The following is a 525-nucleotide window of genomic DNA, read 5'->3' on the forward strand; positions in this document are numbered from 1 at the left end:
ACCGTGGCACCGCTCGCGCGGTTTCCCCGGGCCTGGAGCGACCCTTCAGCAGTCCTGCCGTGCGGGCGGCCATTCGGCGATCCGATCGGGGAGATCGGCAAGACTCGCCACCGTGACGGTCGGCTCTGCTCCCCAGGGATCCATGACGATCTCCGGAGAACGCCGGACCCACGCCGAGCGCATGCCCGCCGACAGGGCCCCGAGCACGTCGAACGGATTGCTCGACACCAGCCACGCATCGGCTCCGGCCGAGCCGGATCTTCGCAGGAAGTGGCAATAGACGCCGGGATCTGGTTTGAACGACTTCATCTCGTCGACGCTGACGACGCCATCAAAGAAATCCAGGATGCCCGCGGTGTCGAGCAACGTCTCCACCGCCTCGGCAGCGCCGTCGGAGAAGGCGAACAAGCGGAAGCCGGCTTGCTTCGACCTGGCCAGACCTTACCTCGCGTCGTCGAAGGCCGGCAGGACCCGATAGGCACGGCGCAGATCGTCCTTGTCCTGTCTGCTCCGCGAGGCTTTGAG

Annotated in this window: 1 pseudogene; it reads right to left on the minus strand. The window is 66.5% G+C overall.

Features of this window, described 5'->3' with window-relative positions:
* Positions 1-45 precede the first annotated feature (45 nt).
* Positions 46-525, minus strand: a pseudogene (locus GY769_10570) (HAD hydrolase-like protein).

It is taken from the genome of bacterium, from assembly GCA_024224155.1.
Classification (GTDB): Bacteria; Acidobacteriota; Thermoanaerobaculia; order Multivoradales; family JAHEKO01; genus CALZIK01.